20 protein-coding genes and 1 pseudogene are annotated in these 22,342 nt (G+C 62.8%); 12 read left to right on the forward strand and 9 right to left on the reverse strand.

Features of this window, described 5'->3' with window-relative positions:
- Window positions 1–59: 59 nt before the first annotated feature.
- Window positions 60–1,514 carry a tRNA uracil 4-sulfurtransferase ThiI gene (thiI, locus tag DK261_RS22550; RefSeq protein WP_016702616.1) on the reverse strand — a complete coding sequence of 485 codons (1,455 nt, stop codon included), beginning with the start codon at window positions 1,512–1,514 and terminating at the stop codon, window positions 60–62.
- A 330-nt stretch (window positions 1,515–1,844) separates the two neighbouring features.
- On the opposite strand from thiI, the gene glnA reads away from it, so the two are divergent.
- From glnA to DK261_RS22575, 4 genes are all read left to right on the forward strand, one after another.
- Window positions 1,845–3,251, forward strand: a complete 1,407-nt coding sequence (gene glnA, locus DK261_RS22560; RefSeq protein ID WP_007929953.1) for a glutamate--ammonia ligase — start codon at window positions 1,845–1,847, stop codon at window positions 3,249–3,251.
- Between the two features lie 161 nt (window positions 3,252–3,412).
- Entirely contained in the window at window positions 3,413–5,446 is a 2,034-nt protein-coding gene (locus DK261_RS22565) for a hypothetical protein (RefSeq protein WP_110176430.1), read from the forward strand.
- Between the two features lie 86 nt (window positions 5,447–5,532).
- Window positions 5,533–6,075 (forward strand): chorismate mutase, encoded by a 543-nt coding sequence (locus DK261_RS22570; protein WP_041985467.1) that lies wholly within the window; start codon window positions 5,533–5,535, stop codon window positions 6,073–6,075.
- Window positions 6,076–6,163: 88 nt separating this feature from the next.
- Complete coding sequence (locus DK261_RS22575; RefSeq protein ID WP_038630402.1) at window positions 6,164–6,679, forward strand: DUF4124 domain-containing protein; 516 nt, start codon at window positions 6,164–6,166, stop codon at window positions 6,677–6,679.
- Here the strand turns inward: DK261_RS22575 and DK261_RS22580 are convergent.
- Window positions 6,651–7,766 carry a bifunctional transcriptional activator/DNA repair enzyme AdaA gene (locus tag DK261_RS22580; protein ID WP_110176432.1) on the reverse strand — a complete coding sequence of 372 codons (1,116 nt, stop codon included), beginning with the start codon at window positions 7,764–7,766 and terminating at the stop codon, window positions 6,651–6,653. The two genes, DK261_RS22575 and DK261_RS22580, sit on opposite strands and share 29 nt — an antisense overlap.
- Before the next feature lie 280 nt (window positions 7,767–8,046).
- Between DK261_RS22580 and DK261_RS22585 the strand changes: the two are divergent.
- The 3 genes and pseudogenes from DK261_RS22585 to ntrC form a co-directional block, all read left to right on the forward strand.
- A pseudogene (locus DK261_RS22585) lies at window positions 8,047–8,268 on the forward strand (MFS transporter); the annotation flags it as partial.
- A gap of 357 nt (window positions 8,269–8,625) precedes the next feature.
- Window positions 8,626–9,711 carry a nitrogen regulation protein NR(II) gene (gene glnL, locus DK261_RS22590; protein WP_009046535.1) on the forward strand — a complete coding sequence of 362 codons (1,086 nt, stop codon included), beginning with the start codon at window positions 8,626–8,628 and terminating at the stop codon, window positions 9,709–9,711.
- On the forward strand, window positions 9,708–11,144 hold the full coding sequence (gene ntrC, locus DK261_RS22595; RefSeq protein WP_007929941.1) for a nitrogen regulation protein NR(I): 1,437 nt from the start codon (window positions 9,708–9,710) through the stop codon (window positions 11,142–11,144). The genes glnL and ntrC overlap by 4 nt, the downstream gene beginning before the upstream one ends.
- Window positions 11,145–12,064: 920 nt before the next feature.
- Here ntrC and DK261_RS22600 read toward each other — a convergent pair.
- Window positions 12,065–12,505, reverse strand: a complete 441-nt coding sequence (locus DK261_RS22600; RefSeq protein ID WP_028683798.1) for a hypothetical protein — start codon at window positions 12,503–12,505, stop codon at window positions 12,065–12,067.
- Between DK261_RS22600 and trmL the strand changes: the two genes are divergently transcribed.
- On the forward strand, window positions 12,504–12,959 hold the full coding sequence (trmL, locus tag DK261_RS22605) for a tRNA (uridine(34)/cytosine(34)/5-carboxymethylaminomethyluridine(34)-2'-O)-methyltransferase TrmL (protein ID WP_028683799.1): 456 nt from the start codon (window positions 12,504–12,506) through the stop codon (window positions 12,957–12,959). The genes DK261_RS22600 and trmL overlap by 2 nt on opposite strands.
- Before the next feature lie 219 nt (window positions 12,960–13,178).
- Here trmL and secB read toward each other — a convergent pair whose 3' ends face one another.
- Genes secB through DK261_RS22620 form a run of 3 tightly spaced genes read right to left on the reverse strand, consistent with a single transcriptional unit; the run spans window position 13,179 to window position 14,388 of the window.
- Window positions 13,179–13,661, reverse strand: coding sequence for a protein-export chaperone SecB (gene secB, locus DK261_RS22610; RefSeq protein WP_009046533.1), 483 nt, complete (start codon window positions 13,659–13,661; stop codon window positions 13,179–13,181).
- Between the two features lie 57 nt (window positions 13,662–13,718).
- Window positions 13,719–13,973, reverse strand: coding sequence for a glutaredoxin 3 (gene grxC / locus DK261_RS22615; RefSeq protein WP_007930824.1), 255 nt, complete (start codon window positions 13,971–13,973; stop codon window positions 13,719–13,721).
- 1 nt (window position 13,974) lies between these two features.
- Window positions 13,975–14,388 (reverse strand): rhodanese-like domain-containing protein, encoded by a 414-nt coding sequence (locus DK261_RS22620; protein WP_009046532.1) that lies wholly within the window; start codon window positions 14,386–14,388, stop codon window positions 13,975–13,977.
- 151 nt (window positions 14,389–14,539) lie between these two features.
- Here DK261_RS22620 and gpmI point away from each other — a divergent pair, with 151 nt between their 5' ends.
- The 4 genes from gpmI to DK261_RS22640 all read left to right on the forward strand — a co-directional run bounded on the left by gpmI (window position 14,540) and on the right by DK261_RS22640 (window position 19,756).
- Window positions 14,540–16,069 (forward strand): 2,3-bisphosphoglycerate-independent phosphoglycerate mutase, encoded by a 1,530-nt coding sequence (gene gpmI, locus DK261_RS22625; RefSeq protein ID WP_110176434.1) that lies wholly within the window; start codon window positions 14,540–14,542, stop codon window positions 16,067–16,069.
- Between the two features lie 136 nt (window positions 16,070–16,205).
- Window positions 16,206–17,492, forward strand: a complete 1,287-nt coding sequence (locus tag DK261_RS22630) for a murein hydrolase activator EnvC (protein WP_041985460.1) — start codon at window positions 16,206–16,208, stop codon at window positions 17,490–17,492.
- A gap of 31 nt (window positions 17,493–17,523) precedes the next feature.
- Window positions 17,524–18,834, forward strand: a complete 1,311-nt coding sequence (locus DK261_RS22635) for a S41 family peptidase (RefSeq protein ID WP_009046529.1) — start codon at window positions 17,524–17,526, stop codon at window positions 18,832–18,834.
- 163 nt (window positions 18,835–18,997) lie between these two features.
- The gene (locus DK261_RS22640) at window positions 18,998–19,756 is read left to right on the forward strand and encodes a divergent polysaccharide deacetylase family protein (RefSeq protein ID WP_037006055.1); all 759 of its coding nucleotides are present in this window, start codon (window positions 18,998–19,000) and stop codon (window positions 19,754–19,756) included.
- Window positions 19,757–19,828: 72 nt separating this feature from the next.
- Here the strand turns inward: DK261_RS22640 and DK261_RS22645 are convergent, their stop codons facing one another.
- The 3 genes from DK261_RS22645 to hisA all read right to left on the reverse strand — a co-directional run bounded on the left by DK261_RS22645 (window position 19,829) and on the right by hisA (window position 22,253).
- Window positions 19,829–20,584: an ABC transporter substrate-binding protein gene (locus tag DK261_RS22645; protein ID WP_110176436.1), complete on the reverse strand. Its 756-nt coding sequence runs from the start codon at window positions 20,582–20,584 to the stop codon at window positions 19,829–19,831.
- Window positions 20,585–20,647: 63 nt separating this feature from the next.
- A complete protein-coding gene (hisF, locus tag DK261_RS22650) occupies window positions 20,648–21,418 on the reverse strand; it encodes an imidazole glycerol phosphate synthase subunit HisF (protein WP_007921812.1) in 771 nt (256 codons plus the stop codon).
- An 85-nt stretch (window positions 21,419–21,503) separates the two neighbouring features.
- Window positions 21,504–22,253 carry a 1-(5-phosphoribosyl)-5-[(5-phosphoribosylamino)methylideneamino]imidazole-4-carboxamide isomerase gene (gene hisA, locus DK261_RS22655; RefSeq protein ID WP_009046525.1) on the reverse strand — a complete coding sequence of 250 codons (750 nt, stop codon included), beginning with the start codon at window positions 22,251–22,253 and terminating at the stop codon, window positions 21,504–21,506.
- Between the last annotated feature and the right edge of the window lie 89 nt (window positions 22,254–22,342).

Raw genomic sequence — 22,342 nt, forward strand, 5'->3', positions numbered from 1 at the left:
GCTTGACGGTGGCGTCGGGGGGCCGGTGACGCAAGCCACAGGCAAACAGCCCCGGGCACTTAGCTCGGTCTATAAACGCGCACATTGGCATGTCCCTCACTGAGCAGATGGTGAGCATGCAGGCGACTCATGACGCCTTTGTCGCAATACAGCAGGTACTGGCGAGTAGGGTCCAGTTCCTTGAAGCGTGCATTCAATGCATAGAACGGCAGCGCTTTTATCTCGATGCCAGCCAACTCCAGCGGGTCGTCTTCCTGAGCATCCGGATGACGGATGTCGATCACGATCTGGCCCGCCAGCGCCTCGCTGACTTCTTCGATCTGCAAATCCTGGCCCAGTTCGTCGATTACCCGATCGATCGGCACCAGTTTGGCCCGCTCGATCGCACGCTCGAGCACCGCCATGTCGAATTCTTTCTCTTCGTGCTCCACGCGATGGCGCTTGGCGTGGGTCTTGGGGTTCACCGAGATGACCCCGCAGTACTCCGGCATGTGCTTGGCGAAGTCGGCGGTGCCGATTTCGTTGGCCAGGTCGATGATGTCCTGCTTGTGGCTGGCGATCAGCGGACGCAGCACCAGCTTGTCGGTTACGCAGTCGATGACCGAGAGGTTCGGCAGGGTCTGGCTCGACACCTGGGAAATCGCCTCGCCGGTGACCAGCGCGTCGATGTGCAGGCGGTCGGCGATGCTCGACGCGGCACGCAACATCATACGCTTCAAAATGACGCCCATATGACTGTTGTCGACTTTGCCGAGGATTTCGCCGAGCACTTCCTCGAACGGCACGCTGACGAACAGCACGCGCTGGGAGCTGCCGTACTTCTTCCAGATATAGTGCGCGACTTCCATCACGCCCAATTCGTGGGCACGCCCGCCCAGGTTGAAGAAGCAGAAGTGGCTCATCAGGCCGCGACGCATGATCTGGTAGGCCGCCACCGTGGAATCGAAACCGCCGGACATCAAAACCAGGGTCTGTTCCAGGGCGCCCAGCGGATAACCGCCGATGCTGTTGTGCTGGCTGTGGATCACGAACAACCGTTGGTCGCGAATTTCCATCCGCACTTCGATTGCAGGCTCTTTGAGGGAAATTCCGGCGGCGCCGCACTGCCGACGCAGTTGGCTGCCGACGTATTTCTCCACATCCATGGAGCTGAATTCATGCTTGCCGGCGCGCTTGCAGCGCACGGCGAAAACTTTCCCCGCCAGGGCCTCGCCAAAGTGCTGCTTGCACTTGGCGACTATGTCGTCGAAGTCGCCCAGCGGGTATTCATCGACCTGCAGGAAATGCGCGATGCCCGGCATGCAGCTCAGGCGCTCGGTCATCTCCTTCAAGGCTTTCGGCTCGCTGACGGCGGTTTCCAGCTCGAGGTTGTCCCACACACCATTGACCACCACGGCCGGGTCCAGATCGCGGAGCACGGCACGGATGTTCTTGGCCAACTGACGGATGAAACGCGTCCGTACCGGGCGGCTCTTGATGGTGATTTCCGGGAAAACTTTAACGATTAGTTTCATGAAAACAGCGCGCGCTGGGCCAGCCGAAAAAGGGGGGCGCGGATTATAGCGGAAATTGCTCAAGGTTTAACCAATTAATGTGCACTCGGTTTTTCGTGCACCAAAACGGGTCGTCGCCAGATAAAAACGCGACATTGCGGTGCGTCAGTTTGCCAATCGGGCCCAAATAGCGCCCGGAATGCGTGAGTTTGGGGCATAAAACCCAACTCAGGGCACTGGCATGCAATTTGCTCCCTTGTGAGGCAGGTTGCCATGGCAGAGTATCTGCGCCGGCATCACCCACATTCTAAGGGCACACCAACACTCGCCCGAAGCCACCCGGAGGACACTATGTCGAAGTCGGTTCAACTCATCAAAGATCATGACGTCAAATGGATTGATCTGCGCTTCACTGACACCAAAGGCACTCAGCACCACGTGACCATGCCGGCCCGTGATGCGCTGGATGACGATTTCTTCGAAATCGGCAAAATGTTCGACGGCTCCTCCATCGCTGGCTGGAAAGGCATCGAAGCCTCCGACATGATCCTGATGCCGGTTGACGAAACCGCCGTCCTGGACCCGTTCACCGAAGAGCCGACCCTGATCCTGGTCTGCGACATCATCGAACCTTCGACCATGCAGGGCTACGATCGCGACCCACGCGCCATCGCCAAGCGTGCCGAGGAATACCTGAAGTCCACCGGTATCGGCGACACCGTATTCGTAGGCCCAGAGCCTGAGTTCTTCATCTTCGACGAAGTGAAGTTCAAGTCCGACATCTCCGGCTCCATGTTCAAGATCTTCTCCGAGCAAGGCTCGTGGATGTCCGACCAGGACGTGGAAGGCGGCAACAAAGGCCACCGGCCAGGCGTCAAAGGCGGCTACTTCCCGGTTCCTCCGTTCGACCACGACCACGAGATCCGTACCTCCATGTGTAATGCCATGGAAGAAATGGGCCTGGTCATCGAAGTTCACCACCACGAAGTGGCGACTGCCGGCCAGAACGAAATCGGCGTGAAGTTCAACACCCTGGTCAACAAGGGCGACGAAGTTCAGACCCTGAAGTACTGCGTACACAACGTGGCCGATGCCTACGGCCGCACCGCTACCTTCATGCCTAAGCCTCTGTACGGCGACAACGGCTCGGGTATGCACGTGCACATGTCCATCTCCAAGGATGGCAAGAACACCTTCGCTGGCGAAGGTTATGCCGGCCTGTCCGACACCGCCCTGTACTTCATCGGCGGCATCATCAAGCACGGTAAGGCGCTGAACGGTTTCACCAACCCTTCGACCAACTCCTACAAGCGTCTGGTACCAGGCTTCGAAGCTCCGGTAATGCTGGCCTACTCGGCTCGCAACCGTTCCGCTTCGATCCGTATCCCTTACGTGTCGAGCCCTAAAGCCCGCCGTATCGAAGCACGCTTCCCGGATCCGGCTGCCAACCCATACCTGGCCTTCGCTGCCCTGCTGATGGCTGGCCTGGACGGTATCCAGAACAAGATCCACCCTGGCGACGCGGCCGACAAAAACCTGTACGACCTGCCGCCTGAAGAGGCGAAAGAGATCCCACAAGTTTGCGGCAGCCTGAAAGAAGCCCTGGAAGAGCTGGACAAAGGTCGTGCGTTCCTGACCAAAGGCGGCGTTTTCAGCGACGACTTCATCGACGCTTACATCGCCCTGAAAAGCGAAGAAGAAATCAAGGTCCGTACCTTCGTACACCCACTGGAATACGAGCTGTACTACAGCTGCTGATCCGGTAGCGCCGCCCCACGCGGCGTGACAAGAAAAGGCCTCCCTCGGGAGGCCTTTTTTATTGCCCGCCCATCGCCCCGGAGCATTCCCCCGGACCAGCCATCCATGGATAATCCGCGCCTCTCGCGCCCGCTGTCCGGCGCCTCGACGAAGGGATTCGTATGCAGTGGACTCGTTCTCTCGGCCTGATCGCCTGCCTGGCGTTCGGCAGTACCCAGGCCGCTCCTTTCTATGCTGACAAATCCCTGGCCCACCCGCTGATCACCGGCCTGGCGGAAAGCTCGGCGACCCTGGCCTTTATCAAGCAGGCCGGCAGCGTCAAAGGTTATTACTCGGTCGACCCGGACGAGGGCCAACCGCAGCTGCTGGACGACTTCGGCGATGCCACCATCGAGTCGGTGTTCAACATCGCCCTGGATGATGAGTCCCTGACCCGCCTGGTGCTGTTCAAACAGCGTGGCCAATACCGCCTGCATGCCTATCGCTATGACGAAAACGACCGCCTCTACCGGCGCCTGGAGAAACTGCAGCCCGCCCTGGAGCGCATCGCCAAAGACCGCAAGAAGCTCGATGCCCCGACGGTGAAACAGGCCCTGCGCCAGCTGACGCCACTGAACTACAGCGTCTTCTATGAAGACTCGGGTTTCGACGAGTTCAACCAGCTCGACCATTCGGCCGGCACCCTGGTGGGTTACTTCGACCAGAATGGGCAGCCCATCACCACCAATCCGCCCGGAGCTGAGCAGTACAGCTACAAAAAGACCTTTGCCGAAAAGGACGGACGTTTTCTCACCGCCACCTACTGGCGTGGCGAAGCACCTGCGCCGGAGGGCGAGCCCCTGCTGTACAACTACCGGGCCAGCCACATCGCCTGGGAGACCGAGCCGCAGCGCTTCATTGGCAGTGAGGACGGGGCCTACGTGGAGTACTCCAGTTTCGGCGGTGCCGTCATCGCCCAGGGTGCCTATGCCCACGGCCAACGCACCGGCGAATGGAGTTTTTCCAACCCAGACGATGGCTGGACCCACGGCCGTTTTGTCGATGGCAAACGCCAAGGCCAGTGGACTGAGTCCTACGGCTGGCAAACCGCTACCGGCGAGTATCGGGACGATCTGCGTGAGGGACGCTGGGTGCTGTCCTACGACGAAGGAGGCGAATCCGCTGTCACCGGCTTCCAGACCTATGTCCAGGGTGTGCTCGACGGTCCGAGCGAAGAGCGGGTGGACGGCTCCACGGAGAGCGGCAGCTACCGCAACGACAAACGCGAAGGGCCATGGGTGACCCAAGCAGGTCGCGGCAACTTCGAGAACGGCCTGAAAAGCGGCCCGTGGATACTCAAGACAGACAAGGGCCATAACCAGAGCGTGAACTTCGTCGCCGATAAAAAAGACGGTGAGTTGCGCGAAACCGACGCCAACGGCGTGCTGGTCCTGATCGAGCATTACAAGGCAGATGTGCTGTCCGGTACCCGCGAAGGCTATAGCCCCAGCGGCAACCTGCAGTACTCGCAGCAATATGAGAATGGCAAACGGGAAGGCCGATCACTGGGTTACAGCGAAGACGGCAAGCTGATCAGCGATATTTCCTGGCACAACGATCGCTACGAAGGCCCTCACCTGACCTTCCTGCGCGACGGTACGCCGGCCACGGTCGGACGCTTCGAGGGAGGGCGCTTTGTCGGCCTGATGAAACAATACGATCAGGACGAAGTGCTTTATGAAGAAGCCAACTGGTGCCGCTTCGACAAGCGCGGTTCAACCGTCGAACGCTGTGGAAAACAACGGCGGTTCACCCACGGAAAGCTGTCCTGGGAAACGGACTTTCTCTTTGGCAGCCCCCAAGGCTCCATCGAGTACAACTATGAAACAGGCCAAAAGATCCGCGAGAAGATCATCGGCGACAATGACCAGATCACTCAGCGCACCTACTACGACAATGGGCAGGTCGAGTGCCAGAAAAACTCGGTGGGTTTCACCTGGATGACCATCAACCAGCAACAGGTGAAAAGTCATGAGTCCGACGGCCAACTGACCGGCGAACAGCTGTGCTATCACCGCAACGGCGTGGTCAAGAGCCGCGAGCTGATCGACAACGGCTTGAGCGCCTGCCGGATCGTCTATGACGAAAGCGGCAAGCGACTGTCTTCCAGCCCGACCGATTGCGGGGCGCCCGCGACCGCCGCGGCCGGCCAATGATCCATCTTGTGCCCGACGCTTGCCAGGCACTGCGGTTTTGCGTGCATCATGGCCGCCGACTTGTCCCCAAGAAGCCGAGACTGCCCATGACTTCGCGATTCTGCCTTGCCCTGTTGACCCTGTTGCTGGCCGGCAATGCCTGTGCCGCCCCTGCCACCCTCAGCCCTCTGTTGGCCAGCATCGAAGAACGCCTGGCCATCGCCGACCAGGTGGCCCTGAGCAAATGGGACAGCCACAAGCCGGTGGAAGACCGCCCGCGCGAGCGTGAGGTGATTGCCGGCGCGGTGGCCCAGGCGCCGGCCTACAAGCTCGACGGCGCGGCGGTGGAACAGTTCTTCGCCGCGCAGATCGAGGCCAACAAGCTGGTGCAGTACGCCCATCTGTCCGAGTGGACCTTGCAAGGCCAGGCACCGGACGCCCCGCGCCCGGACCTGGTGGGGCAGATCCGCCCGCAACTTGATCGGTTACAAAAACGCCTGCTGCAGCAACTGGCCGATTTCAGCCCCCACCGCAACGACCCGCAGTGCCCACAATGGCTGGCCCAGGCCACCCACGAAGGTGATCGGGCACCACTGCGTCAACTGGCGCTGATCCGTGCCACCGCCGAGCTTTGTGTGTTCAAAGGTTGAAGCGGCGAACCCGGGCACGGTCTGCGGCTCTATGCTGGAGGCACTTCCATCCTTGAAGCCGCCGCCCCCAGCGCCCAGGAAAGCTGCCATGCGTGTGCCCTGTCTCTACCTGCTGTTGCTGGCCGCCCTGCCGGCCGCCGCGCAGATCTACCGCTACACCGACGCCCACGGCAACACTGCCTACAGCGACCAGCCGCCGGCCGGCGTGCCCGGCCAGGCCGTCGAGCTGGCGCCGCTGAATCGCATCGAGGCGCCCAGGGCGCTCACACCGCCCGGCGTCGAACCAACACAGGCGCCACCCACCCGCGCACCGGCCTACACCACCCTGGAGCTGAGCGGCGTGGCGGATGGTGGCGTGGTGCGTGCCAATAACGGCACCTTCGAGGTCGAGGTGCGCCTGCAACCGCCCCTGCTCAACGAGCATCGCCTGCGCCTGCTGCTGGACGACCAGCCTTACGGTCAGCCCGGCAACCTGCCTAGCCTGCAATTGGTGAACATCGATCGCGGCGAGCACCGCCTGGCGGTGCAAGTGCTCGATGGCGAGCGGGTGATCCAGCAAAGCCCGCCGCTGACCTTCACCCTGCAACGGGTTCATCGGCCCTGAGGTGTTGTCGCGCCTGAATCTGCGAGTACAGGCGCCGCTCATGTTCGAGCAGCCAGCGTTTGCGCCACAGCCCACCGCCATAACCGGTGAGCGAACCGTCGGAACCTATCACCCGGTGACAGGCAATCACGACGGCGATCTGGTTGGCGCCATTGGCCCGGGCCACGGCCCGCACGGCGGAGGCCGAACCGATGCTGCTCGCCACCTCGGCGTAACTGCGGGTAACGCCTGGAGGAATGGCCCTGAGTGCCTGCCACACCGTGCGAGTGAAGGCCGAAGCATTCAGCGCCAGCGGCGTGGCAAAGCTCGCCGACTCCCCGGCGAAAAATCGCCGCAATTCGCTCTCGATCTGGTCGATGGGGGCAAAACGCCCGAAGCCGATGGTCGAGCCGGTGTGCTCTTGCAGGCGCTTCAGCTCAGTGGCCAATGCCGGGCGGTCGAAGAACTCCAGCAGATGCAGGGCCTGCGCATCGGCCACCGCCAGCATCACGCCGATCGGGGTTTGCAGCCAGTCGGCCTTGAGCAGTTCACGGCCGCGCAGGTTCGACGGTGGCTGGCCGAGCAGCCGGGTGAAGGCACTGCGAAAGCCGCTGTCGGAATCGAAACTGGCGCTGATCTGCGCATCGATCACGCTGGCGCCGCCCGCCAGTTGCTGCATGCCCTCGCCAATCCGCCGCAGCCGGGCCATTTCCAGGAAGGTCACGCCAAAGTGTCGCTTGAAGGCCCGGCGCACCGTGGAAGGGTCGAAGCCGAGCTCGATCAGGTCGCCTTCATACCAGCGCTTGTCGGCATTGTTTTCCAGCAAGGCCAGCAGCTGTTTGACCAGGGGCTCCTGGGCACCTGTCTGCTCCAGCGGACGGCAGCGCAGGCAGGCGCGAAAACCGGCCTCGACACAGGCCTTGATCGAGCTGAAGAACACCGTGTTTTCGCGCTTGGGCTTGCGCGCCGCGCAGGTCAGCCGACAGAACACCCCCGTGCTCTTGACCCCGACGAAAGCGAACCCGTCATAGGCCGGGTCGCGTTCGAGCAAGGCGCGGTACAGGGTGTCGTCATCGGGCAGTTGGAACAGCAAGGGGGCGTTGTCCATGGCCGTCTCCAGCACCAGAGGGAATGTCTGTGCACTGTAGAGCAGCGCCGCAGCGGATGCCGCCGCAAATCAGGCGTTGATTCGCCAACGGTGCCCCCACTTTGCGCCCGGCGTGAAACAACGCCGAGCGGTAGCTCCGCCTCAGGCGCGCTCGATCACCATGGCCACGCCCACGCACAGGCTGACCGAGGCCGATGAGAGGATTCGCGCCATGGGCACGACCCCATGCTCCATGCCGATCTCGCGGCTGCTGAGCAACCACACCGCCGCGCCATCGTTAAGCATTGTCGGCGTGGCCATCGCCTCGGCCTGCTATGCCCTGGTCTCCCTGGTGTGCATGCTCCTGCTGCTCAAGCGCATCGGCCACAACGCCGCCGACCTGTCCACCGCCGAGCAGGCGGACGCCGACGAACCGGCCCGGGAACCCCTTGCCACGCCGCTGATCGAGGGTCCCACGATGCTGCCACCGAGTATCGACAAGGACGCCCAGCCCGCCCACTGAGACGCCATCCGCCGCATTCTTCCAGGCCCGCAGCAAGCGGGCCTTTTTGCGTGCGCCGAAAATTTTCGGCCCGGCGTGCCGCTGGCCATTCTTTAGCGCAGCCTCGGATAAATCGCACTATATTGGTGCATCAAACTGCACCTTCATCCATCCGCAGCCCATTTTGGTTCGAAAGTACCCAGCGCAGCCGGCAAAACGCTGCGAAAGAGAACTTTAAACGTCTGTTTCAGGGCTCGAGCGCTTCTTTTCGGAGCCTTGGTTTGGTTTTTGCATTTTCTCGATACCAGCGCCTTATTCGCGCGCGCAATCCTGGGCCGGCCCGGGATTGCCTTGTTTCAAAGAGGTCAACATTTACCCATGACCATCAGCGATCAACTGCACCGCTTGCTACTCGACAACCTGACCACCGCGACCATCCTGCTCAACGCCGACCTGCGCCTTGAGTACATGAACCCGGCGGCGGAGATGTTGTTGGCCATCAGTGGCCAGCGCAGCCATGGGCAATTCATCAGCGAACTGTTCACCGAATCGGCCGAAGCCCTGAGCTCCCTGCGCCAGGCGGTGGAACAGGCGCATCCGTTCACCAAGCGCGAAGCCATGCTCACCGCGCTGACCGGCCAGACCCTGACCGTGGACTACGCCGTGACGCCGATCCTGAGCAATGGCGACACCCTGCTGTTGCTCGAAGTCCACCCCCGTGACCGCCTGCTGCGGATCACCAAGGAAGAGGCCCAGCTGTCCAAGCAGGAAACCAGCAAGATGCTGGTGCGCGGCCTGGCCCACGAGATCAAGAACCCCCTCGGCGGGATTCGCGGCGCCGCCCAGTTGCTGGCCCGCGAACTGCCGGACGAGAACCTCAAGGACTACACCAACGTCATCATCGAAGAGGCCGACCGCCTGCGTAACCTGGTGGACCGCATGCTCGGCTCCAACAAGCTGCCGTCGCTGGCCATGTGCAACGTGCACGAAGTGCTGGAGCGCGTGAGCAGCCTGGTGGAAGCCGAAAGCCAGGGCTGCATCACCCTGGTGCGCGACTACGACCCGAGCATTCCCGATGTATTGATCGACCGCGAACAGATGATCCAGGCGGTGCTCAACATCGTGCGCAACGCGATGCAGGCCATCAGCAGCCAGAACGAGCTGCGCCTGGGCCGCATCTGCCTGCGTACCCGCACCATGCGCCAGTTCACCATCGGCCACGTGCGCCACCGCCTGGTGACCAAGATCGAGATCATCGACAACGGCCCGGGGATCCCCGCGGAACTCCAGGAAACCATCTTCTTCCCCATGGTCAGCGGCCGTCCGGACGGTACCGGGCTGGGCCTGGCCATTACCCAGAACATCATCAGCCAGCACCAGGGCCTGATCGAGTGTGACAGCCATCCCGGCCACACCACGTTCTCGATCTTTCTGCCACTGGAACAAGGAGCCCCATCGACATGAGCCGTAGTGAAACCGTGTGGATCGTCGATGACGACCGTTCTATCCGTTGGGTTCTGGAGAAAGCCTTGCAACAGGAAGGCATGACCACCCAGAGCTTCGATAGCGCCGATGGTGTGATGAGTCGCCTGGCCCGCCAGCAGCCGGACGTGATCATCTCCGACATCCGCATGCCCGGCGCCAGTGGCCTGGACCTGCTGGCGCGGATCCGCGAGCAACATCCGCGCCTGCCGGTGATCATCATGACCGCGCACTCCGACCTGGACAGCGCTGTCGCTTCCTATCAGGGCGGCGCCTTCGAGTACCTGCCCAAGCCGTTCGATGTCGACGAAGCGGTGTCGCTGGTCAAGCGCGCCAACCAGCATGCCCAGGAACAGCAAGGACTGGAGGTGATCCCCGCGCTGGCCCGCACCCCGGAAATCATCGGTGAAGCGCCGGCGATGCAGGAGGTGTTTCGCGCCATCGGTCGCCTCAGCCACTCCAACATCACCGTGCTGATCAACGGTGAGTCCGGTACCGGTAAAGAGCTGGTGGCCCACGCCCTGCACCGCCACAGCCCGCGGGCGGCTTCGCCGTTCATCGCGCTGAACATGGCGGCGATCCCCAAGGACCTGATGGAATCCGAGCTGTTCGGCCATGAAAAAGGCGCGTTTACCGGCGCCGCTAACCTGCGGCGTGGGCGCTTCGAGCAGGCCGACGGCGGCACGCTGTTCCTCGACGAGATCGGCGACATGCCGGCCGACACCCAGACCCGCCTGCTGCGGGTGCTGGCCGACGGCGAGTTCTACCGGGTCGGCGGGCATACGCCGGTCAAGGTCGACGTGCGCATCATCGCCGCGACCCACCAGAACCTGGAAACCCTGGTGCACGCCGGCAAGTTCCGCGAAGACCTGTTCCACCGCCTGAACGTGATCCGCATCCATATTCCGCGCCTGTCGGACCGTCGCGAAGACATCCCGACCCTGGCCAAGCACTTCCTCAGCCGCGCCGCCCAGGAGCTGGCCGTCGAGCCCAAGCTGCTGAAAAGCGAGACCGAGGAATACCTGAAGAACCTGCCGTGGCCCGGCAACGTGCGCCAGCTGGAGAACACCTGCCGCTGGATCACCGTGATGGCTTCGGGTCGCGAGGTGCATATCAGCGACCTGCCGCCGGAGCTGCTGAGCCTGCCGCAGGATTCGGCGCCGGTGACCAACTGGGAGCAGGCCCTGCGCCAGTGGGCCGACCAGGCCCTGGCTCGCGGCCAGTCGAGCCTGCTGGACAGCGCGGTGCCGAGCTTCGAGCGGATCATGATCGAGACCGCCCTCAAGCACACCGCCGGCCGCCGTCGCGACGCCGCCGTGCTGCTGGGCTGGGGCCGCAACACCCTGACGCGCAAGATCAAGGAGTTGGGGATGAAGGTCGACGGCGGGGATGACGACGACAGCGACGAGGGCTGAGCCGCTGTGAGCCTGTAGCCGCTGCCGCAGGCTGCGATAAGGCCGAAGGCCTTCAGCGATCTTGAGGTCCTGCGCGTCCTTCGGTCGCGATCGCAGCCTTCGGCAGCGGCTACAGTGCAAGGCATTCGTGCTGTGTCGAATGGCAGGGCCAATCGCGGGCAAGCCTCGCTCCTACAGATTCAGGTCGTTTGCGGCAATTGCGCCCGACACGGCTTCTGTAGGAGCGAGGCTTGCCCGCGATGCTTTTTGTGCACCGCAATGGTGAGCCTGCACTGCCGAAATGCGCGAACAGACCTGGGGCTTCAGCGCGGGCGACTTCGGTATTTCTCGCCAGAACAAATCCACAGAACGACGAAAGCCCCATAAACCGGGGCTTTCAGCATTTCTTGAAAATTCGCTTAACCGTTTAAGCCAGAATTGGCACGCCCCCTGCAATGACAAGATCACGAGTGCAGTCACTCACCCGTTTTGGGGACCTTGGTACAGGCAGGCCGAGAATCCCCTTCTTTACACCCGGAACCCCTACCGCTCGCAGCGACGGGTTCCAGCCGGTTTGGGGAACCCTGGTACAGGCAGGCCAGGGATTCCCTCTTTAACACCCGGGCTCATCACGCTCACAGCGACGAGCCCCACCCGTTTCGGGAACCTTGGTACAGGCAGGCCAGGGATTCCCTCTTTAATACCCGGGCTCATCACGCTCACAGCGACGAGCCCCACCCGTTTCGGGAACCTTGGTACAGGCAGGCCGGGGATTCCCTCTTTACACCGGGCCCAGCGCGATCAGCGCGGCCCTCACGCTTTTGGGAACCTTGGTACAGGCAGGCCGGGGCTTCCCCTCTTTACACCGGGCCCGGCGCAATCAGCGCCCCGCCCTCACGCTTTTGGGGACCTTGGTACAGGCAGGCCGGGAATCCCCTCTTTTATTCCTCGCGCAGCTGGAGCTCCAGGCGCCAGCGCCCGTCGACCTCGCTGCCCGACCACTCGCCGTGCAGCGCCCGCGCGGCGACCACGTTCAGCAGCAAGCCTTCCTCAGCCGCCCTCACCCGCCAGTTGGCATCCTTGTCGTTGATCTTCAACTGGCCCTTCTGCGCTCGCCCCTCGGCTTCGAACAGCAGCGCCACTGCCCCGTCGATGTGCTCGCCATGGACCTTGGGCTCGTTGTTGAACCACACCACCAGGGCATTGGGCTGGACCTGCACTTCCTGCAGCTCGGTGGGATCCGGGGTCGTCAGGCGACCGATCATCAGCCCCACCATCACGCCAAAGATCGCCAGCGAGCCGAACACCCGCAGCATTAGCTTCGGCCTGACGTCCGCTTCAGGCGTAGAATGCGGCCTGTCTTTTTCTTCGGAGCCGTGCATGTTTCACGTCATCCTTTTTCAACCAGAAATTCCGCCGAATACCGGCAACGTAATCAGGCTGTGCGCCAATAGCGGCTGCCACCTGCATTTGATCGAGCCACTGGGTTTCGAAATGGACGACAAGCGCCTGCGCCGGGCCGGCCTCGACTACCACGAATATGCCACCTTGCAGCGCCATGCCGACCTCGCCAGCTGTCTTGAAAGCCTAGGCCATCCGCGCCTGTTCGCCTTCACCACCAAGGGCTCGCGACCGTTCCACGACGCCAGCTTCACCGAGGGCGACGCCTTCCTGTTCGGCCCGGAAAGCCGCGGCCTGCCCGCCGAAGTGCTGGACGCCCTGCCCGCCGAACAACGCCTACGCCTGCCCATGCGCGAAGGCTGCCGCAGCCTGAACCTGTCCAACACCGTGGCGGTCGCCGTCTACGAAGCCTGGCGCCAGCTGGGGTTCAAATAAGCCACCCACTTCTGCGCCACTCCCTGTAGCCGCTGCCGCAGGCTGCGATAAGGCCGAAGGCCTTCAGCGATCTTGAGATCCTGCGCGCCCTTCGGTCGCGATCGCAGCCTTCGGCAGCGGCTACAGGTTCAGCGCCGGTATCGACATCAGTCTCGAAACCTTGGGCCCGAACATGAAAAAAGCGCCTGAAACGGCGCTTTTTTCATGGAACCCAGCAGCTTATTGAACGGTGCCTTCACCAGCTGCCTGCAGGCGTTGCAGCTCTTGCGCGTACAGCGCGTCGAAGTTCACCGGAGCCAGCATCAGGGCCGGGAACGAACCGCGGGTCACCAGGCTGTCCAGCGCTTCGCGAGCGTACGGGAACAGGATGTTCGGGCAGAACGCGCCCAGGGTGTGGCTCATCGAAGCGTCGTCCAGGTTCTTGATCAGGAAGATACCGGCCTGTTGCACTTCGGCGATGAACGCTACTTCTTCACCATTCTTCACGGTGACCGACAGGGTCAGCACGACTTCGTGGAAACCTTCTTCCAGCGCCTTCTGACGGGTGTTCAGGTCCAGGCCGACGCTCGGCTCCCACTGCTGGCGGAAGATCGCCGGGCTTTTCGGAGCTTCGAAAGACAGGTCACGCACATAGATACGCTGCAGCGAGAATTGCGGTGCGGATTCGTCTTCGGTCGCAGCGGTGTTCTGTTGGTCAGTCATCTCAGATCCTTCTTGATCTCGGGGTCATGTAGGGTTTGCTGATCTTGGGGGGGGCAGTCAGGCCGCGAGCAGTGCGTCGAGCTTGCCGGCGCGCTCCAGGGCGAACAAATCGTCACAACCGCCCACATGGGTGCTGCCGATCCAGATCTGCGGCACGGACGTGCGCCCGGCCTTCTGGGCCATTTCGGCGCGAACCTGCGGCTTGCCGTCGACCTTGATCTCTTCGAAGGCTACGCCTTTGTTCTCGAGCAGGTACTTGGCCCGCGAGCAGTAGGGGCAGTAATCGCTGGAATAGACGACGACGGCGGCCATATCACTTCACCAGCGGCAGGTTGTCGGCTTTCCAGCTGCCAACGCCACCGGACAGCTTGGCGGCGGTGAAGCCGGACTTCATCAGCTCGCGAGCGTGGGTGCCGGCGTGCTGACCCAGGGCGTCGACCAGAATGATGGTCTTGGCCTTGTGCTTTTCCAGCTCGCCCACGCGGGCGGCCAGTTTGTCTTGAGGGATGTTCAACGCGCCGACGATATGGCCCGCGGCGAAGTCCTTGGACGGACGGATATCGATCACCACGCCCTGCTCGCTGTTGACCAGCGCGGTCAGTTCACGGGTGCTGAGGCTGCGGCCACCGCGGCTCAACTCGTGAGCGATCAACAGAGCCAGCAAGATGACGAAGGCGCCGACGAGCAAGTAGTGTTCAGTGGCGAATTGAATCAGGTGAGCAACCATCAAGGAGGTTCCAGGGCGTTAAAATGTCGGCCAGTATACACAGCCCTCCGGGTCGGCCAAACCCCGCCCGGCGGTGACGCCACCGGAACTTCGCTTTAAACTGCCACTCCCTTTTTCCAACATTCTCCCAATCCAGCCACGAGTGGAATCTATGACTACCACGCCTAAACCTTTGGTCCTGATGATTCTGGATGGCTTCGGTCACAGCGAGAGCCACGAATCCAACGCTATCTATGCGGCCAAGAAGCCGGTCCTCGACCGCCTGTACGCCAGCGTGCCGAATGGCCTGATCTCGGGTTCGGGCATGGATGTCGGCCTGCCGGACGGCCAGATGGGCAACTCCGAAGTCGGCCACATGAACCTCGGCGCCGGCCGCGTGGTGTACCAGGATTTCACCCGTGTCACCAAAGCCATCCGCGATGGCGAGTTCTTCGAAAACCCGACCATCTGCGCCGCCGTGGATAAAGCCGTGGCCGCCGACAAGGCCGTGCACATCCTCGGCCTGCTGTCCGACGGTGGCGTGCACAGCCACCAGGACCACCTGGTGGCCATGGCCGAACTGGCCTTCAAGCGTGGCGCCGAGAAGATCTACCTGCACGCCTTCCTCGACGGCCGCGACACCCCGCCGAAAAGCGCCACCTCGTCGATCGAACTGCTGGATGAAACCTTCAAGACCTTGGGCAAGGGCCGTATCGTCAGCCTGATCGGCCGCTACTTCGCCATGGACCGCGACAACCGCTGGGACCGCGTGGCCCAGGCCTACAACCTGATCGTCGACGGCAACGGCGAATTCAACGCCGCCACCGCCCAGGAAGGCCTGCAGGCCGCCTACGAGCGTGGCGAGAGCGACGAATTCGTCAAGGCCACCACCCTCGGCGAGCCGGTGAAGGTCGAAGACGGCGACGCCGTGGTGTTCATGAACTTCCGCGCCGACCGCGCCCGCGAGCTGAGCCGGGTGTTCGTCGAGGACGGCTTCAAGGAGTTCGAGCGCGCCCGCCAGCCGAAACTGGCCGGTTTCGTCATGCTGACCCAATACGCGGCGAGCATTCCGGCCCCTTCGGCCTTTGCCCCGGGCAGCCTGGAAAACGTGCTGGGCGATTACCTGGCGAAAAACGGCAAGACCCAGCTGCGCATCGCCGAAACCGAGAAATACGCCCACGTGACCTTTTTCTTCTCCGGTGGCCGCGAAGAGCCGTTCCCGGGCGAAGAACGCATCCTGATCCCGTCGCCGAAAGTCACCACCTACGACCTGCAGCCGGAAATGAGTGCGCCGGAAGTCACCGACCGGATCGTCGACGCCATCGAAAACCAGCGCTACGACGTGATCGTGGTCAACTACGCCAACGGCGACATGGTCGGCCACAGCGGCGTGTTCGACGCTGCGGTCAAGGCCGTTGAATGCCTGGACCTGTGCGTCGGCCGGATCGTCGAGGCCCTGGAAAAGGTCGGCGGCGAAGCCCTGATCACCGCCGACCACGGCAACGTCGAGCAGATGTCCGACGCCGCCACCGGCCAGGCCCACACCGCCCACACCAGCGAGCCGGTGCCGTTCATCTATGTTGGCAAGCGCAACCTGAAAGTCCGCGAAGGCGGAGTCCTGGCTGACGTGGCGCCGACCATGCTCAAGTTGCTGGGCCTGCCGCAGCCTGCGGAAATGACTGGCACTTCGATACTGGTCTGATATCAAACAGTCCGAATAATGGGCCGGAAACGGCTTTTTATGACGAACGCCTCAAAGCAGTTGGCTTTGAGGCGTTTTTTTTGCAGCGAGGGGCGGGCATACTAGGCCGTCCCTTTCCCTGGTGTCGCCCGCCTCTATGCTTCGCGCCCTGATTACCCTAGCTCTGATCTGCCTGCTCCAACCGGCCTTCGCCGACGAGCGCGCGCAAACCCAACAGCAGTTGGACGCCACGCGTCAGGACATTGCCGAGCTGAAAAAGCTGCTGGGCAAGCTGCAGGAAGAAAAATCCGGCGTGCAGAAAGACCTGCGCGGCACCGAAACCGAGATGGGCAAGCTGGAAAAGCAGGTCGATGCCCTGCAGAAAGAGCTGAAGAAAAGCGAATCCGAGCTGCAGCGTCTCGATGAGGAGAAAAAAAAACTCCAGAGCGCGCGCATTGAACAGCAACGACTGATCGCCATCCAGGCCCGCGCGGCCTACCAGAACGGCCGTCAGGAGTACCTCAAGCTGCTGCTCAACCAGCAGAACCCGGAAAAATTCGCCCGCACCCTGACCTATTACGACTACCTGAGCCAGGCCCGCCTGGAGCAGCTGAAGAATTTCAACGAGACCCTGCGCCAGCTGGCCAATGTCGAAAAGGAAATCTCCCTGCAGCAAGCCCAGCTGCTGGTGCAGAAAAGCAGCCTCGACACCCAGCGCGAAGAGCTCGACAAGGTCCGCAAGGAACGCCAGGTGGCCCTGGCCAAGCTCAATGACGACGTGAAGGCCCGTGGCGACAAGCTCAAGGCCCGCGAACAGGACCAGGCCGACCTGGGCAAGGTGCTGAAAACCATCGAGGAAACCCTGGCCCGCCAGGCCCGCGAGGCAGAGCAAGCGCGACAGAAAGCGCTGATCGCCCAGCAGGAAGCCGAAAAAAAGCGTTTGCGTGAGGCCCAGGCCAGTGCCGACGACAGCCCGCGCAAGCCGCCCCGGGCGGCGCCCGGCCCCTTGGTTTCCAGCGCAGGCGCCTCCTATGGAGGCCCTTTTGCTTCATCCCGGGGAAAACTTCCATGGCCGGTTGATGGTCGACTGCTGGCGCGCTTCGGCGAAAGCCGCGGCGACGATGCCCGGACCAAGTGGGACGGGGTGATGATCAGCGCCTCGGCCGGCAGCCAGGTGCATGCCGTCCACGGCGGCCGCGTCGTGTTCGCCGACTGGTTGCGCGGCGCCGGCCTGCTGGTGATCCTCGACCATGGCAACGGCTACTTGAGCCTCTACGGACACAACCAGACGCTGCTTAAAGAAGCAGGCGATGTGGTCAAGGCCGGCGAGTCCATCTCCACTGTGGGTAGCAGTGGCGGCCAGGGCGCGCCTGCACTGTACTTCGCTATTCGCCAGCAGGGTCGCCCAAGCGACCCGGCACAATGGTGCCGCGCGCAAGGATAAGCGCGCCATCTCATTCAGGAGTTCGTTCGACATGCTGCATTTGTCCCGCCTCACCTCGCTGGCCCTGACGATCGCTCTGGTGATCGGTGCGCCCCTGGCGTTTGCCGCCGAAACCGCTCAATCGACAGCCGCCACGACCACCAAGGCGCCATTGCCGCTCGAAGAGCTGCGCACCTTCGCCGAGGTCATGGACCGGATCAAGGCCGCCTATGTCGAACCCGTCGACGACAAGACCCTGCTGGAAAACGCCATCAAGGGCATGCTCAGCAACCTCGACCCGCATTCGGCCTACCTGGGCCCTGAAGACTTCGCCGAGCTGCAGGAAAGCACCAGCGGCGAATTCGGCGGCCTGGGCATCGAAGTCGGCGCCGAGGACGGCATCATCAAGGTGGTGTCGCCGATCGACGACACCCCGGCGTCCAAGGCCGGCATCCAGGCCGGCGACCTGATCGTCAAGATCAACGGCCAGCCGACCCGTGGCCAGAGCATGACCGAAGCCGTGGACAAGATGCGCGGCAAGATCGGCCAGAAAATCACCCTGACCCTGGTCCGCGACGGCGGTGCGCCGTTCGACGTGACCCTGGCCCGCGCCACCATCCAGGTGAAGAGCGTGAAGAGCCAGCTGCTGGAGTCGGGCTACGGCTACATCCGCATCACCCAGTTCCAGGTCAAGACCGGCGAGGAAGTCTCCAAGGCCCTGGCCAAGCTGCGCAAGGACAACGGCAAGAAGCTCAACGGCATCATCCTCGACCTGCGCAACAACCCGGGCGGCGTGCTGCAGTCGGCGGTGGAAGTGGTCGACCACTTCATCACCAAGGGCCTGATCGTCTACACCAAGGGCCGCATCGCCAACTCCGAGCTGCGCTTCTCCGCCACCGGCAAAGACGAGAGCGAAGCGGTACCGATGGTGGTGCTGATCAACGGTGGCAGCGCCTCGGCTTCGGAGATCGTCGCCGGCGCCCTGCAGGACCAGAAACGCGCGGTGCTGATGGGCACCACCAGCTTCGGCAAGGGCTCGGTGCAAACCGTGCTGCCGCTGAACAACGACCGTGCGCTGAAGATCACCACCGCGCTGTACTTCACCCCGAACGGCCGCTCGATCCAGGCCCAGGGCATCGTGCCGGACATCGAGGTGCGCCGCGCCAAGATCACCAACGAGGCGCAGGACAACGAGTACTTCAAGGAAGCCGACCTGCAAGGTCACCTGGGCAATGGCAACGGCGGCGCCGACAAGCCGACCGCTTCCGGCAGCAAGCCCAAGCCGATGCCGCAGGACGACGACTACCAGCTGGCCCAGGCCCTCAGCCTGCTCAAGGGCTTGAGCATCACCCGCAGCAAGTGATGGAACCCATCGCGAGCAAGCCCGCCGCCTCCTCTGTAGGAGCGAAGCTTGCTCGCGATGGCGTCATCATGATCGCCACACCCCGCCAAGGCCTTACCCGAACCTTATGCTTCAAATCCTGACCAACCAACGCCAACCCCACCCACGGTTGTCGTGGAGGCTCATGATCGGGCTTCTGTGCCTTCTCGCCTTCACCTCGACCCAGGCCGCCGAGCCCGCTGCGCGCAAGGCCTACCTGAGCCTGATCATCGACGATCTCGGGCAGAACCTGCCCCGCGATCGCCGCGTACTCGCCCTGCCCGGCCCGGTGACTACGGCGATCATGCCCGACACGCCCCACGCCGCCGAGTTCGCCCGCGAAGCCCATCGCGCCGGCAAGATCGTCATCCTGCACATGCCCATGGACCCGGCCACCGGCCCCTTCGCCTGGCACCCCGAGCTGCCCATCGAAGAGCTGGAAAGACGCCTCAACGCCGCCTTCAAGGCCGTGCCCTACACCAGTGGCATCAACAACCACATGGGCAGCCGCATGACCTCCCAGCCCCAGGCCATGGCCTGGCTGATGGCCGAGTTGCAGCGGCGCCACAAGTTCTTTGTCGACAGCCGCACCAGCGCCAAGACCGTGGCCGCCGCCGAAGCGCAGAAGATCGGCCTGGCCAGTGTGTCCCGCGATGTGTTCCTCGACGACGAACGCACCGAAGACGCCATCAGCCACCAGTTGCAGACCGCGATCAACCTGGCGCGCAAGCAGGGTTCGGCGGTGATGATCGGCCATCCCTACCCGCAGACCCTGGCCGTGCTCGAACGCGAACTGCCCAGGCTCAAGGCCCAGGGCATCGACTGGATCGATATCGAGTTGATGATCAGCGTGCGCAGCAACAGGGCGATGGTTGGGCACGGCAAGGATGGGGTTTACCGCTGAAACAGCTGCAAGTGGCAAGCTGCAAGCCTCAAGCGACTTGCAGCTCCAAGCTTGCAGCTTGCGGCTGCCCTTCTACAGGTAGCGCCCCATGATCTCTTCCACCACGCCTTCTTCGCGCAGTTGGTCCAGCGCGGCCTGCAGCCGGGCGACGGTCTCGTCCGGCACTTCTTTGTTCAGCGCCAGGTACAGCTGGGTGCTGTGGAAGCGCAGCACGGTCTTGAGCCCGGTCACGCCTTCCTGCCTGGCCAGGTAACGCCCGGCGGGGTCGCCGGTGGCCCATAGATCGATCTGGCCGCCGACCAGCTTCCTGGCGTTGTCCTGGTCCTTCAGCACCACCTGCGGCTTGAGCCCTTGCTTGGCCAGGGTCTCGGCGATGGCGTCGCCCTTGTAGGCGCCGATCCGGTATTTGCGCGCCTGCTCCAGGGATTGCAGGGCGATCTTGCTGTCGTCCCGGGCCAGCAGGATCCAGTCGTCCGGACCGATGGGGCCGACCCATTTGAACAGCGGCTCCCGGTCCGGCAGCCGCGCCGTGACAAACACGCCATACCCCGGCTGCTCCAGGGCGAGCTTGTAGATGCGCTCCCAGGGAAAACGCAGGGTCAGGCTGTAATTGATCCCGGCGCGCTTGAACATTTCGCGGACGATATCCACGGCGATGCCGTTGATATTCTCGCCCTGGGCGAAGTTCTTGCCGTTCCTGGCCATGTTGTAGGGGGGGAAGTTTTCCGTCAGCAACACCAGGGAGGTGTCCGGCGTTTGCGCTGCACGAGCGCCTGCGGCGAAGAGAACCGAAGCGCTGGCAAGAACAAGAAGAAGACGTTTGAACATGACGGGCTACCGGAATCCATGGCGTGCTCAAGAGTGCCGCGAGCCCGCCATGCTGTCCAGTGGCTATCTGACGACGATACCGCGGTGCGCCATGTAGGCCTTGGCCTCGGGCACGGTGTACTCGCCGAAGTGGAAGATGCTCGCCGCCAGCACCGCGCTGGCGTGGCCTTCGAGGATGCCGTCGGCCAGGTGCTGCAGGTTGCCGACACCACCCGAGGCGATCACCGGAATGCCCAGGGCGTCGCTGATGGCGCGGGTCACCCCCAGGTCGAAGCCGTTCTTCATGCCGTCCTGGTCCATGCTCGTCAGCAGGATTTCGCCGGCGCCCAGGCCTTCCATCTTCTTCGCCCACTCCACCGCGTCCAGCCCGGTAGGCTTGCGCCCGCCGTGGGTGAAGATCTCCCAGCGCGGGGTTTCGCCCGGCCCGGACACCTTCTTCGCATCGATGGCGACGACGATGCACTGCGAGCCGAAATGCTGCGCTGCTTCGCCGACGAACTCGGGGTTGAACACCGCTGCGGTGTTGATCGAGACCTTGTCCGCACCGGCGTTGAGCAGGTTGCGGATGTCCTGCACGGTACGCACGCCACCGCCGACGGTCAGCGGGATGAACACCTGGCTGGCCATGCGTTCGACGGTATGCAGCGTGGTGTCACGGCCATCGACGCTGGCAGTGATGTCGAGAAAGGTAATCTCGTCCGCGCCCTGCTCATCGTAGCGACGGGCGATTTCCACCGGGTCGCCGGCGTCACGGATGTTCTCGAACTTGACGCCCTTGACCACCCGGCCGTTGTCGACATCGAGGCAGGGAATTATGCGTTTGGCTAAAGCCATGGTTAATCCTCGAGTTGCAAGCTTCAAGCTTCAAGCTGCAAGAAAGAGCGGATCGCGTTCACGCTCTTAACTTGCAGCTTGCAGCTTACGACTTGGAGCTGGCCGCGTAGCCATCACAAAAGGCCTGAGCCTCAGCCACATCCAGAGTGCCCTCATAAATCGCGCGGCCAGTGATGGCGCCGATGATCCCCGGCGCCTTGGCGTCCAGCAGGGCCTTGATGTCGCCCAGGTTGTGGATACCGCCGGAAGCGATCACCGGGATTTTGGTGGCAGCGGCCAGGGCAGCGGTGAAGGGTACGTTGCAGCCCTGCATCATGCCGTCTTTGGCGATGTCGGTATAAACGATGGCGGATACGCCGTCGGCTTCGAAGCGCTTGGCCAGGTCGATGACCTGCACGCTGCTGACCTCGGCCCAGCCGTCGGTGGCGACGAAGCCGTCCTTGGCGTCCAGGCCGACGATCACCTTGCCCGGGAAGGCGCGGCAAGCTTCGGCGACGAATTCCGGCTCCTTCACCGCCTTGGTGCCGATGATCACGTAGCTCACGCCGGCCTTGACGTAGTGCTCGATGGTTTCCAGCGAGCGGATGCCGCCACCGATCTGGATCGGCAGGTTCGGGTAGCGCTTGGCGATGGCGGTGACCACTTCACCGTTGACCGGCTGGCCTTCGAAGGCGCCGTTCAGGTCGACCAGATGCAGACGGCGGCAGCCGCCCTCCACCCACTTGGCAGCCATGCTCACCGGGTCATCGGAGAACACCGTGGAATCTTCCATGCGGCCCTGGCGCAGACGTACACAGGCACCGTCTTTGAGATCGATAGCGGGGATAATCAGCATGCTTTTTCCTTCGTAAAAAGAGCTGCAAGCTGCAAGCCACAAGCTGCCAGCATGCGTGTGTATGTTTCTCTCTTACAGCTTGAAGCTCG

Origin of the sequence: Pseudomonas sp. RW409, from assembly GCF_003184125.1 — a bacterium.
GTDB lineage: Bacteria > Pseudomonadota > Gammaproteobacteria > Pseudomonadales > Pseudomonadaceae > Aquipseudomonas > Aquipseudomonas chlororaphis_I.

Bases quoted from the DNA above. Each gene is read 5' to 3' on its own strand.
- thiI (WP_016702616.1), bottom strand. From the start codon at position 1,514: ATGAAACTAATCGTTAAAGTTTTCCCGGAAATCACCATCAAGAGCCGC.
- glnA (WP_007929953.1), top strand. From the start codon at position 1,845: ATGTCGAAGTCGGTTCAACTCATCAAAGATCATGACGTCAAATGGATT.
- DK261_RS22565 (WP_110176430.1), top strand. From the start codon at position 3,413: ATGCAGTGGACTCGTTCTCTCGGCCTGATCGCCTGCCTGGCGTTCGGC.
- DK261_RS22570 (WP_041985467.1), top strand. From the start codon at position 5,533: ATGACTTCGCGATTCTGCCTTGCCCTGTTGACCCTGTTGCTGGCCGGC.
- DK261_RS22575 (WP_038630402.1), top strand. From the start codon at position 6,164: ATGCGTGTGCCCTGTCTCTACCTGCTGTTGCTGGCCGCCCTGCCGGCC.
- DK261_RS22580 (WP_110176432.1), bottom strand. From the start codon at position 7,766: ATGGACAACGCCCCCTTGCTGTTCCAACTGCCCGATGACGACACCCTG.
- glnL (WP_009046535.1), top strand. From the start codon at position 8,626: ATGACCATCAGCGATCAACTGCACCGCTTGCTACTCGACAACCTGACC.
- ntrC (WP_007929941.1), top strand. From the start codon at position 9,708: ATGAGCCGTAGTGAAACCGTGTGGATCGTCGATGACGACCGTTCTATC.
- trmL (WP_028683799.1), top strand. From the start codon at position 12,504: ATGTTTCACGTCATCCTTTTTCAACCAGAAATTCCGCCGAATACCGGC.
- DK261_RS22600 (WP_028683798.1), bottom strand. From the start codon at position 12,505: ATGCACGGCTCCGAAGAAAAAGACAGGCCGCATTCTACGCCTGAAGCG.
- secB (WP_009046533.1), bottom strand. From the start codon at position 13,661: ATGACTGACCAACAGAACACCGCTGCGACCGAAGACGAATCCGCACCG.
- grxC (WP_007930824.1), bottom strand. From the start codon at position 13,973: ATGGCCGCCGTCGTCGTCTATTCCAGCGATTACTGCCCCTACTGCTCG.
- DK261_RS22620 (WP_009046532.1), bottom strand. From the start codon at position 14,388: ATGGTTGCTCACCTGATTCAATTCGCCACTGAACACTACTTGCTCGTC.
- gpmI (WP_110176434.1), top strand. From the start codon at position 14,540: ATGACTACCACGCCTAAACCTTTGGTCCTGATGATTCTGGATGGCTTC.
- DK261_RS22630 (WP_041985460.1), top strand. From the start codon at position 16,206: ATGCTTCGCGCCCTGATTACCCTAGCTCTGATCTGCCTGCTCCAACCG.
- DK261_RS22635 (WP_009046529.1), top strand. From the start codon at position 17,524: ATGCTGCATTTGTCCCGCCTCACCTCGCTGGCCCTGACGATCGCTCTG.
- DK261_RS22640 (WP_037006055.1), top strand. From the start codon at position 18,998: ATGATCGGGCTTCTGTGCCTTCTCGCCTTCACCTCGACCCAGGCCGCC.
- DK261_RS22645 (WP_110176436.1), bottom strand. From the start codon at position 20,584: ATGTTCAAACGTCTTCTTCTTGTTCTTGCCAGCGCTTCGGTTCTCTTC.
- hisF (WP_007921812.1), bottom strand. From the start codon at position 21,418: ATGGCTTTAGCCAAACGCATAATTCCCTGCCTCGATGTCGACAACGGC.
- hisA (WP_009046525.1), bottom strand. From the start codon at position 22,253: ATGCTGATTATCCCCGCTATCGATCTCAAAGACGGTGCCTGTGTACGT.